The 11,566-nt window shown below is 40.8% G+C and carries 8 protein-coding genes and 1 tRNA gene; 3 read left to right on the forward strand and 6 right to left on the reverse strand.

Annotated elements, in window-relative coordinates; genetic code table 11:
- Positions 1-543: 543 nt before the first annotated feature.
- From AB6735_RS06650 to AB6735_RS06675, 6 genes are all read right to left on the reverse strand, one after another.
- Positions 544-3,684 carry an efflux RND transporter permease subunit gene (locus tag AB6735_RS06650; protein WP_370995081.1) on the reverse strand — a complete coding sequence of 1,047 codons (3,141 nt, stop codon included), beginning with the start codon at positions 3,682-3,684 and terminating at the stop codon, positions 544-546.
- Between the two features lie 98 nt (positions 3,685-3,782).
- Entirely contained in the window at positions 3,783-4,886 is a 1,104-nt protein-coding gene (locus tag AB6735_RS06655; protein ID WP_370995082.1) for an efflux RND transporter periplasmic adaptor subunit, read from the reverse strand.
- Positions 4,887-4,908: 22 nt separating this feature from the next.
- Positions 4,909-6,183, reverse strand: coding sequence for a TolC family protein (locus AB6735_RS06660; protein WP_370995083.1), 1,275 nt, complete (start codon positions 6,181-6,183; stop codon positions 4,909-4,911).
- 195 nt (positions 6,184-6,378) lie between these two features.
- Positions 6,379-7,164 (reverse strand): amidohydrolase, encoded by a 786-nt coding sequence (locus tag AB6735_RS06665; protein WP_370995084.1) that lies wholly within the window; start codon positions 7,162-7,164, stop codon positions 6,379-6,381.
- Between the two features lie 100 nt (positions 7,165-7,264).
- Positions 7,265-8,410 carry a methionine aminotransferase gene (locus tag AB6735_RS06670; protein ID WP_370995085.1) on the reverse strand — a complete coding sequence of 382 codons (1,146 nt, stop codon included), beginning with the start codon at positions 8,408-8,410 and terminating at the stop codon, positions 7,265-7,267.
- A gap of 94 nt (positions 8,411-8,504) precedes the next feature.
- A complete protein-coding gene (locus AB6735_RS06675; protein WP_370995086.1) occupies positions 8,505-9,482 on the reverse strand; it encodes a YeiH family protein in 978 nt (325 codons plus the stop codon).
- A gap of 252 nt (positions 9,483-9,734) precedes the next feature.
- Here AB6735_RS06675 and AB6735_RS06680 point away from each other — a divergent pair, with 252 nt between their 5' ends.
- The 3 genes from AB6735_RS06680 (at position 9,735) to AB6735_RS06690 (ending at position 11,324) form a co-directional block, all read left to right on the forward strand.
- A complete protein-coding gene (locus tag AB6735_RS06680; RefSeq protein WP_370995088.1) occupies positions 9,735-10,142 on the forward strand; it encodes a DUF4199 domain-containing protein in 408 nt (135 codons plus the stop codon).
- 257 nt (positions 10,143-10,399) lie between these two features.
- Positions 10,400-10,473 (forward strand) — tRNA-Pro (locus tag AB6735_RS06685).
- A 242-nt stretch (positions 10,474-10,715) separates the two neighbouring features.
- Positions 10,716-11,324 carry a hypothetical protein gene (locus tag AB6735_RS06690; protein ID WP_370995089.1) on the forward strand — a complete coding sequence of 203 codons (609 nt, stop codon included), beginning with the start codon at positions 10,716-10,718 and terminating at the stop codon, positions 11,322-11,324.
- Positions 11,325-11,566 lie beyond the last annotated feature (242 nt).

Below are 11,566 nucleotides of genomic sequence, written 5' to 3' on the forward strand. Positions count from 1 at the left end.
CCCGACCGTCGCTATGCTCAGTCTCCCTCTCTTCAGCTTCGCTGGAAAGAGGGAATTCTGAAAAGTTTGTCATCCTGGAGCGAAGGATCTTCTTCAATATGCCTGATGTACAACAGATGCTTCACTCTGTTCAGCATGACAAATGTATTTTTTAGCCTCTTTCCGCCGCAGGTGAAGAGAGGGTCGCCCAGCGAAGCGCAGGCGGGTGAGTTGTCTGCGCCAAGTTGACACTTTAGTTTGGTATCAACTGGCAAAGAACACCCCACTGATTTTTCGTGTATTTTGTATGTATTAAGAGCCCCGGTTTCCATTATTCGTGGAAACAGGGGCTCTTAAGTTATGGCCCGCAAGAGACAAAAAGTAGACCATTTTATATAGTTATTGATTGTCAGTTTATCAATACTTTTTAAACCTTTTAAAACCTCTCGAAAATTTGTTAAAAAGTGTTAAAATGGCGTTGGAACTTTCAAAAACAGGATAAAAAGCAATGCCTTTTGCCTTGTTTTATACTAAAAATTGTTAAAATTTAAGGTTTAAAAAGTTTTAAGCATTACGTACTACTCCCATTTTTTTCAAAAGCTTGCGGTTTTCGCGGCGATGAATTAAGCGGTAAACAATGGCATAAATGATCGGCAATATCAGCAGCGTCAAAATGGTTGAGGTCACCAGACCGCCAATCACCACAATGGCTAATGGCTTTTGGGTCTCGGAACCAATACCGGTTGATACGGCCGCAGGTAATAAACCAATAGCTGCCATCAGGGCGGTCATCACTACCGGCCGTACCCTTGAAATTACGCCTTCCAGTATGGCCTCGTTAAGGTGCATCCGCTCTTCAAGGTTCTTCCGGAAAACGGATACCAATATCACCCCGTTCTGGATACAAACGCCAAACAGGGCTATAAAGCCGATACCGGCAGATATACTAAAGTTAGTGTTGGTAATATGCAAGGCCAATATCCCCCCAATAAGCGCGAACGGTACATTCATGATAACCAGTACAGCATCTTTAGCATTGCCAAAAGTGATAAATAAGATTAGAAATATAACCAGTAAACATATGGGTACTACATGGGCCAATGTATTGGAAGCACGGATCTGGTTTTCAAACTCACCGTTCCAGGTAAAGGAATAGCCTTGATCGAGCTTAACAGCAGCGTTTACTTTTTGCTGTGCTTCGGCAATGGTGCTGCCCAAATCACGACCACGCACCGAGAATTTAACCGCTATATAACGCATGTTGTTGTCGCGGTAAATGAAGGCCGGCCCGGTTTGGGTAGTGATGTTAGATATTTCCTTAATGGCGATCTTTGCCCCGTTCATAGTAGGTACCATTAGGTTTTCGATCTTATCCTGGGTATCCCTGAAAGGCTTTTGATAGCGGATCCGGATATCGAATTTACGCTCTCCCTCGTAAAGGGTAGTAGCCGCTTTACCGCCTATGGCCATTTCAATAACGGCATTGGCATCGGCGGTCGATACACCATAAAGAGCCATTTTGCGTTGATCAAGCTCAATTCTGAACTCTGGTTGGCCCAGGTTGCGGAGTATACCAAGATCTTCAACGCCTTGAACATGTTTCAGGACATCCATTACAGAGTCGGCCTTGTGATCAAGTACATCAAAATCGGGCCCAAATATTTTTACGGCCATGGAAGCAGGTACACCAGCAACGGCCTCGGCCACATTATCAATGATAGGCTGCGAATAGTTGAAAATGATACCAGGGAATTGACTCAGCTTTTTATCAATATTGGCGATCAATTGTTCCTGTGTCAGACCGCTTTCCCATTGGTCTTTAGGTTTTAGGTCGACCTGTATCTGTACGTTAAAGAAACCTTTAGGGTCGGTACCGTCATTGGTACGGCCAACCTGCGATAGGGTCTGTTTTACCTCGGGGAAGGTTGCCAGTACATCGCGCATTTTGTTGGTCACATTTACCGAGCTTTCCAGTGAGGTGCTCATCGGTAGTTGTGCTGTTACCCACAAAGCTCCCTCGTTAAGCTGCGGTAAAAACTCGCTGCCCAAAAACTTAGCCGAAAAGAAGGTTACCGCCATGAAAGATACCGCTACAATTAAACTTAACTTTTGATTACGGTAAGTATAATTAAACATCCGGCGGATGCCATTCTCAAAGAATATAACGATAGGGTTATGTTTTTCCTTAACATTTTTGCTCAGCAATATGCTTGACAGGGCAGGTACCAGAGTAAGGGTGAATATCAATGCCCCAAGTAAAGCAAAACCTAAGGTGTAGGCCAATGGTGAGAACATTTTGCCTTCAACCTTTTGGAAAGCGAAAATTGGTACAAGGCAAGTTAAAATGATGAGCTTGGAAAAGAATATGGCTTTACCCATTTCGGAGCCCACATTTTTAAACAATCCCAGCTTTGCAAGTCCGTTAAATTTTTGCATTCCTACTTCTTTGGCGCGATGGTCGAGGGCCACAAATATCCCTTCTACCATCACTACGGCACCATCTATGATGATACCGAAATCGACGGCACCCATCGAGAGCAGGTTGGCGCTCATGCCTTTTAAGCGTAAACAGACAAAGGCAAATAATAGCGCAAGCGGTATAATGATGGCCACAATAAGCGTAGTACGCCAATCGGCCATGAACAGGAATACGATAACGGTAACCAGGATAATGCCCTCGCACAAGTTATGGATAACCGTTTCAGTACAAAAATCCATCAGGTTGGTACGATCGTAAAAAGTATCGATCTTAACATCTTTTGGCAGTACGTTATTGTTCAGATCAGCTACTTTATCGCGGATCCGTTTTAAAACTTCGGCTGGATTTTCGCCTTTACGCATTACTACGATGCCTTCAATAACGTCGTTATGCTTGTCGCGCCCAACCTGTCCTAAACGGGGCAGGCCGCTCTCTTTAATTTCGGCAACGTCTTTGGCCAGGATAGGTACGTTGTTTACATTTTTGATGATGATGTTCTGGATCTCATCAATATTGTTGATTAAACCAATACCCCGTACAATGTAGGCCTGGTCGTTTTTCTCAATGATATCGCCACCTACGTTGATGTTGCTGCGGTTGATGGCGTTGTATACATCAAGCGAGGTAAGGCTGTATTTCTGCAATAGGGCAGGGTTAACGCTTACTTCGTAGGTTTTTTCTTCACCGCCAAAGCTGTTTACGTCGGCAACACCCGGTACCGATTTAAACTGACGATCCAGGATCCAATCCTGAATAGCGGTAAGTTCATGAATGGTTTTGGTACGGCTTTTAAGTGTATAACGGTATATCTCGCCGGTAGGGCCGTAAGGCGGCTCTACTTCGGGTTTTACACCATCGGGCAGATCGGCATTGCCCAGGCGGCTCAAGACCTGTTGCCGGGCAAAAGCATCGTCCACATCATCGTCAAAAATGATACGTACGTAAGATAAGCCAAATGAGGAAGTAGTACGCAGGTTAGCCTTTTTTTGTACAGAGTTTAAAACGGTCTCCATGGGTATGGTGATCATTTTTTCAACCTCCTCGGCGCTGCGGCCCGGCCATTGCGCTATAATGATGATCTGCGTATTGGTAACATCTGGAAACGTTTCAATAGGGGTATTAAGGTAACTCCATATACCAAGCACTACCAGTACCAGCGTCATGAAAAACACGAAGTAGCGGTGCCTTAATGAAAAGTAGATTATATTTTTAATGAATTTATTCATTTCTTTTTAGTCTTGAGTTTTGAGTGGTCAGTTTTTAGTTTAGGAGGGGTAGGGAGCAGGGGTAAATACTCACCACTGGCTACTTACCACTCGCCATACTATTTATCACCCATTAGCGCGTCATAAAACAACAGCTGGTTTTTAGATATGATCTTATCACCGGCATTTAAGCCAGATGAGATATAGCTAACGTCGTCAACCGTTTTAATTACGCTTACTTCGCGTACTTTTAAATCGCTCTTGCTATTGTATACCACCACATAGTATTTGCTGTTATCAAAAATAACCCCCTTGGCCGGTACCGCTACAGATTGGGCCTTATCGTTATTGGAGATTACTACGTTGGTAAACATTTCAGGCTTCAGCAGCATATCCGTGTTAGGCAAAACGATCTTTATTTTCATGACTTTATTGTCGGGGTCAAGAACGGAGCTGATGGCATCAACCTTACCTGTAAATACTTTACCTGGATAAGCTACGGTGGTTACTTTTGCCATATAGCCAGGTTTAACCTTACTGATATCAGATTCAAATACGTTGGCCCATATCCATACATCTTTCATGTTGGAGATGGTGAACATATTGCCGCTATTATCCGGACGTATAAAACTTCCGGCTGTAATATTTTTTTCGACGATATAGCCGCTCTCGGGAGCTTTAATGATCAAAGAACCACTTGCAGAAGTATTGCCACCACCATTAATGGCAATTTGCTGCTGCACTTTGGTGCTGGCTGCTGCCGCTTTATTGTAGTTTTCTTTGGCTTCTGTATAGTCGCGCTCGCTTGATATACCGTTTTTGTACAGATATTCTGCCTGCTCCAGCTGACGCTTAGCAATGGCCAGGTCTGACCGGGTTGCTGTCAGATCGGTATAATTACCAGCAATGTCCGCGCTGCGCATTACAGCCAGTGTTTGACCTTTAGTAACCTTATCACCCAGGGAAACCTTAACCTCTTGTATTTGGCCACCAGCGAAAGGGAATACCTTGATCACGTTGTTATCATCATAAGATACCTCACCTGAAAGACTGAGTTCTTCTTTCATGGCAGTGGTTTTAGCCGTATCAATAGTGATCATCCGCGCCATCGAGTCGCTAACGGTAACAGGCAGGTTTTCTGCTACGGGTTGTGGCTTACCTTTGCAGGCAGCAAGTAATAGTAAAGCGGAGATGCCGGATAACAGCGTTTCTCTTTTCATCATTATTTTATATTTATAAAAATTATCAGGATTTAATTACAGGAATGCCAACAGCAAAATTAAGATCGGCAATAGATTTTTGAAGATTATACTGCTGCTGCAATATCTTAAGCTTTGTATCTTTATAAGTATCAAAAAAGTCAACAAACTCAATCAGGCTGATCTGTCGTTGCTGAAAGCTTTTGAGCATGCTGTTAAATAATTTATCGTATTGCTCATTAAATTCAACTTGCTGCGTAGTAAACAGCTGTTGGTTTAATTTATATTGATTTACAGCGGCAACCACATCATTTTTAAGTTGTAGCTCACTCTGTTTTAAAGTGCTTTCCTGGCTTTGGATGTTGTATTTGGCTGATTTGATATTGCCTTGATTACGGTTAAAAAAGGGCAGGGGTAAACCAATTTCCAGGCCGTAATAGTTAGGAGCATAGTTGCTGTTTTTATCATATGAAGCACCAATGGTAATGTCTGGAACAGCCAACGCCCGCTGATAAGCCAGGTTGTGTGTGGCTGAGTTCAACTGATACTGGTTCGACAGATAATCAGGCCTGCTCGTTTTAGCTTGCTCAATTAATGAAGGGATATCAAGCGCTACATTCTCGGTTGGTTTATCATTAATGATAGGATCAACAAAAGCAGTCTCTTTAGTTTGCAGCAGGGTTTTTAGTTCGGTTTGCAGATCGTTGATCTGGCGGCTGTTTTCCACCATGTCATTCTGCAAGCCAAAAAGCAAAGCCTTAAGTCTGATCAGGTCTTTCATAGAGGTATTACCAGCATCGTATGATTTTTGGATGGCCTTAACCAGGTTAGTGGCCGAAGTGATCTCGTTCTGATAAACTTTCTCCTGTGCATTAAGTGTAGCGAGCTGACTAAAATCAAGCCGAAGGTTATACCGCAGATTACGCATCAGGTCATTAAAAGCAGCATCCTGTACCATGGCGTCATCTTTGGCCATTTGTACCTGTTTACCGCGTTTACCGGCGGTGGTAAATACCTGGTTCAATTGCACAAACACTTGTCCCTGACCTTTACTGTGGTCAAAGAATTTATTGCTGCCGCCGGTATGAATATTTTGATCGGTACTAAGCACGGGATTGTCCCAAAGTTTGGCCTGTTGTATGAGCGCCTTCGACGCTTCTACATTATACTTTTGGGCTAAAAGGCTTAAGTTGTTTTCAAGAAATTGTTTCTCAGCATCCTGAAAGGTAAGCTTAACGGTGTCAGTTTGGGCCTGGGCCCGGGTAGTACTAAAAGTAAAAAGTACGACTGATAAAAAAAGCAGGGGTTTTATTTTATACATAGTCCTTTGTCTATTCAACACTACAAAAATTCATAATAGGTATGAATTTTATATGAAGATGAGTTAATGATAGAAATTAAAAGGACTTAAAATGCAATATCAACGATATAATATGATGTATCAGGGGGTGCTGCGAAGGTTAATTGCAGCTAAAAATAAATGGAGACAAGTATAATTTAGTTTAAATAGCAACGTTTAAATTTCTATTTCAAACGTATCAGCATCCTTTAAAAAAGGCAAAGCACGGCGGGCTTTCTTAACTTCATCAGCTATGATTGAGAAGGTGTATACATCGTCTTCGTCGCGTTTGTAATACACTACGTTACCATTTGGGTCGATACAAGTTGAATCGCCGGAGTGATAAACCTCATTGCCATCATGACCCACGCGGTTTACGCCAATTACATAGCTTTGATTCTCCACAGCGCGTGCGGGCAGCAAAGTGCGCCAGTGTAATGCTCGGCGCTCGGGCCAATTGGCTACTACAATAAGCAGGTCATAAGCGTTTTCGTTAATATTACGTAACCATACCGGAAAACGAAGATCGTAACAGATAACCGGACAAATTACCCATCCCTTAAGTTCTACAAAAAGCTTTTCGGTACCTGCGGTGTAGGTGTTATGCTCTTTACCTAATGCAAAAAGGTGCCGTTTATCATAATGTTCATAACTGCCATCTGGTCGCATCCAGATAAGGCGGTTGTAAAATTGATCGCCTTCCTTTATAATAATGCTGCCGGTTATTACGCAATCATATTGCTGAGCGGTTTTTAACATCCATTTCATGGTTTTACCGTCCATCGGTTCCGCTAATTTCTCGGCGTCCATGGTAAAGCCGGTGCTAAACATCTCGGGCAGTATGATGAGGTCTGTTTTTTCGCGTATGCCGCCTGATAGTCTCAAAGAGATGTTCTGTAGGTTTTTATCGGTATTTTCCCAGAAAAGGTAGCCTTGAAAAACAGTAATTTTAAGATTATCCATAAGCAGCATTTTAATAGTCCATGGTTATAAACGATGGGTTGTTGTCCATCTGCTGTTATTAACCAAAGCCATGATTTATAACAAATATGTTAACCATAAATTAAACCTTCAATAATCTATCAACGGCTTTATCTAAGGTTTCTTGCCTTTTGGCAAAACAAAATCGTAACACATGATGGTCAATTCCTTTGGTATAGAAGGCCGAAACAGGTATAGATGCCACACCATTTTCCTTAGCCATACGTATAGCAAAGTCCGCATCTTTTTCATCCGTTATTTTGCTGTAACGCACTGATTGAAAATACGATCCATGACAGGGCAATAATTCAAAACGGGTTTGTTCAAGCCCTTTTCTGAAGTAGTCTCTTTTTTGCTGAAAAAAGTCGCCTAAACCCAAATAGGTGTCTTCGTTTTTTAAGTATTCGGCAATAGCGTATTGGATGGGAGTATTTACCGCAAACACCAAAAACTGGTGGATCTTTCTGAACTCACTCATCAGGTATTCTGGCGCCATACAATATCCCACTTTCCAACCGGTGGCATGAAACGGTTTGCCAAATGATGCAACTATAAAACTACGTTGCTGTAATTCGGGATACCGTGCCATACTATGATGAGTTTCGCCATCATATATCAGGTGCTCATATACCTCATCACTCAGGATCAGTATATCCTGATTTTTAACGATCGCACTAAGTTCATCGATATCCTGCTTATGCAGAATAGTTGAAGTTGGGTTTTGAGGCGAGTTAAGGATGATCATTTTAGTTTTATGGTTGATCAGTCTTTTTACCATATCCCAGGCAATGCGATAGTTTGGTGGTTCAAGCGCAAGCGATTTTACAACGCCCCCCATTAGCTTAATTGCAGGGCCGTAACAATCAAAAGCTGGCTCAAAAATGATCACTTCATCATTGGGATGTATAACCGCACTAATGGCAGTAAATATAGCTTGTGTACCGCCGGCAGTTATAGTGATCTCGGTATCCGGATTATAAATCGCTCCGTATAATTTTTCTGTTTTCTCGGCAATTTTTTCGCGAAGGCCCATTACTCCGGCCATTGGGGCGTATTGATTATGGCCATTTTTCATCGCCTTATTTACCAGTTCAATAAGTTCAGGAGAGCAATCATAATCAGGAAAACCCTGCGAAAGATTTATTGCACCAACCTCGTTAGCCAGGGCCGACATGATGGTGAATATGGTTGTGCCAGTTTGGGGGAGTTTTGAAACAACAGGTATCATTGGGGCTAAAAATAAACAAAAAACGGTAACCACCCATACGTAAAAATACGTTTTTTTTGTTTGTTGAAATTATTTATTCTTATATGAAAATTAATTACGCCCAATGTGTTACTGCATATAAGGCAGTTGCAGATATAGCTATCCATAATAATATACTCTGAAACAGGGGCCTGAAACCTACTGATAATAAAACCGTACGGGACAAACCTGCTCCGATAAGGAATAAGGTAAGCGTTAACCCCGCTTTGGCAATTTTTATAATATAGGGACTAACAATGGATACGGCAGGTAGGTAAGTGTTAATAATCATGGCCAAAATAAACAGGCCTATAAAATAGGGTGCCTTAATTTTTCGTGAATCGTTTTTAAACAGAAATGAGGACACAAAAGCTATGGGTATTATCCATAAAGCCCTGGCGAGTTTAACTGTAGTAGCAACTTCCAAAGCTTGTGTTCCATATTTACCGGCCGCACCTACCACCGAACTGGTGTCATGAATAGCTATTGCGCACCATAAACCAAACTGGTTTTGCGATAGGTTTAAATGATGCCCAATCACCGGAAATATAAATAGCGCTATAGAATTGAGGATAAAAACACACCCTAATGCAACTGATATTTGTTTTTCTTCGGCTTTGATAACCGGAGAGATTGCTGCTATGGCACTTCCGCCGCATATGGCTGTACCTGACGAGATGAGGTAAGAGGTTTTCTTTTCAATCTTAAACCATTTGCCTGTCAAATACCCGAATATCAGGGTACAGGCAATGGATGCGATGGTAAACAGAATACCTTCTTTACCGGCCTGCAGCGCGCTATGAACATTCATGCCAAAGCCTAAACCTACTACAGATATTTGCAGCAACAAATGGGTAGCCTTATGATTTAAATGAAGATAGGGGTGACCGGTGAACTGAGCTATGATAAGCCCCATTAACAGCGCTATTGCAGGACTTACCAATGATGTTAAACAAAGTGCCGTACAGATGATGAATATAACTATGCGTGCATTTGTGCTTACATTGAATATTAAGTTATGGGTATTGTTAGCGAATTGATTTTGAGTGTGCATGTGATGTTTCTTTAATACATCACAAAGGTGAGGCATTAATGTACACGGTTTTTATCACAAAGGGGTATCTGTAATAACTTTTAGTTATACGTTGATCTTAAATAACGCTTTACTAAGAGTTATTAACCGTCTGAAATGTTATGGTATAAAGGAATATTGTTCTGGTAAAATATTTATATGTTTGAACAATTAGTCTTGCTTTTTCTTTTATTAATATGTAAATTTATATGTCCTGCCAAATTTTGACGACTCATGAAAAATGCATTTGTTAGTGGTTTAGTTGTAGGTGTTTTTAGCGGAACCTGGCTATTCGTAATGCACACATTTGGTTACAGCAATTCAGGTAATCATGTTTACCCTATTGAGTACTTATCTATTTTAATACCATTGATAGGAGTATATATGGGTGTGAAAAGTTATAAGGAAAACGAGAAGGACAATAAGCTTAGTTTTTTCGAGGCCCTTTTCCAAAGTTTCAGAATATTAGTAATTGGTGGTATCGTTGCTTGTTTGGCCGGGCTCGTATACCTTAATTATGTTGACCAGGGCAATAACTTCCTGGGTTTTTCTGGTCGTTTATTGGGCGGGGCGTTGATAGGGGTATTGATTTGCATAGCTGTTTCGCTTGTGCTAATGAACCGGTCGGGCAAGCTGGATTAAGTTATTATCTATTGAATCTGAAAATGTCAACTTTGGCATTTTTCTTCCAATATCATGTCGTGTATAATTTTTCGCTGCTATTTAACAGGCTCTGTTATCTTAAATTGCGGTAATTCTACTATGTAAAATATTAATGTAAATCTTTTTTTAAGTTCAAATCTGTGCTAATGAATGGGTTAGCATTTAACTTTAAAAATCTTTTAAAAAAAGTTTTGCAACTTAATTTAAAATCCTACTTTTGCAAACCCAATCGGGAACGGGATGTAGCGTAGCCCGGTATCGCGCCACATTTGGGATGTGGAGGCCGCAGGTTCGAATCCTGCCATCCCGACAAAAAGCGATACCAATAAGTATGAAAAACCTGTAAATCATTTGATTTACAGGTTTTTTTTGTTTTAGCCCCATACCAAATTATACCAATATATCTCAAGCTGTCTTTAACCAATCCGACTACCACTTTTTTAATTTTAAATTTGTGGGTTTTTAAAAGTGATGTAACTAACTGTTATCAGTTGTATCTTTTTAAATTTATATAAAATCAAATACTACATTGCACAGGTACATCATTTAAAAATGACATTTACTAAAAACAATTTCCCAGAAATAACATCCAGGCATTCCCACGCTCTCACTTCATTCATCAAGGGATTCGGGTGGCTGATGTCTGTATTTGTACCCATTGCTTTGATAGGAATGACGATCCTCGTTTTTAATTCAAGACATATTTCAATCAGTTTAAAAATAGGAATGCTTGTACTGTCCTTATTGCTGGTGTGGTTTTTCGGATGGCTGATGGTAGCGATGCGAAAAAAAACGAAAAGTAATGTTACCAAAATAACAATAGATAAAAATGGTATTAATTATTACAACGACATAGAACTGATTAAAACATTAAATTACGATGATTTGAAAATCCGTCCACAGAATGAAAAGTACGATGTGTTTTTGAGCGAGCTCGGAGAGGACGGTCCTTTCATAGTAAACTTTTATGTTTTGGATTCTGAATCTGGTAGGCTCCTGAGAAAATACCCTGTTTTTGATTCGGACGCTGTTATCACCAACAGTAACCAGCTTACCGCCCATTTTGTAACAGGTATATTATACTTTAGACCCGATTTAAAAATTGAATCTGGCGTATTAAATTTGTACCAATTGGAATGGGTTAAAAATGAAATACCGTAGTGGCAATTTTCCTTAAGAGCTTTTCGCCCTCCCGACTGCTTTAAATCTGATTATTGCAGATATGTATATAGGCGAAAATATTGGTCGTGGCTATAATAATGTTAAAGAAGTAATGGACGTCTGGGGAAAAGCGAAGAGCATTGCCGGGCAAAGATTAGGCTCTGCCAGGCATAATACTAGAATCTGGAAGATGGATTAGCCTGTAACAGCTATTAGTAAATGTTCAATAAAACTTACCTATA

The organism is Mucilaginibacter sp. RCC_168 (assembly GCF_041355315.1).
Lineage (GTDB): Bacteria > Bacteroidota > Bacteroidia > Sphingobacteriales > Sphingobacteriaceae > Mucilaginibacter.